Here is a 449-nt window from a genome sequence, read left to right on the forward strand (position 1 = left end):
CTCGACGACATGCGCACCGGCGATGGGCGGCCTTTGCCACCAAACCTTCGTCGACAAATTGAGCGCTGTTTCGAACGGCTCGCGTTGCTCAACGATCAGATCAAGGACATCGAGCGGGACCGCGCTGAAGTTGTGCTCCATGAGGAGTCTACCTTCCCATGCCGAGAGAAAGCGGTTCGCCTTGAGCAGCTGAAGGGCATTGGTCCGAACAGCGCGGCAATGTTGGTTGCTGAGGTTTTTTGCCGAAAGTTCGAAAGCCGACGACACGTCGCGGCCTTCCTTGGGTTAGCTCCGGCGCCCTTCGCCAGCGGCGACGTGTCGCGTGATCAGGGCATCAGCAAAGCCGGTAACCGAAGCACACGTGTGCAGATGGTGGAACTTGCCTGGTGTTGGTTGAAATATCAGCCAAGTAGCGAACTGACCGTTTGGTATCGCAACCGGTTCAAAGG

The 449-nt window shown here is 57.7% G+C and carries 1 protein-coding gene; it reads left to right on the forward strand.

Annotated features, from left to right (window positions below; translation table 11 throughout):
* The coding region (locus OWC48_RS46590) for a transposase (protein ID WP_282526005.1) at nt 1–449 on the forward strand (449 nt) is incomplete at both ends.

The sequence above is a fragment of the Bradyrhizobium sp. Arg816 genome (genome assembly GCF_029989365.1).
Classification (GTDB): domain Bacteria; phylum Pseudomonadota; class Alphaproteobacteria; order Rhizobiales; family Xanthobacteraceae; genus Bradyrhizobium.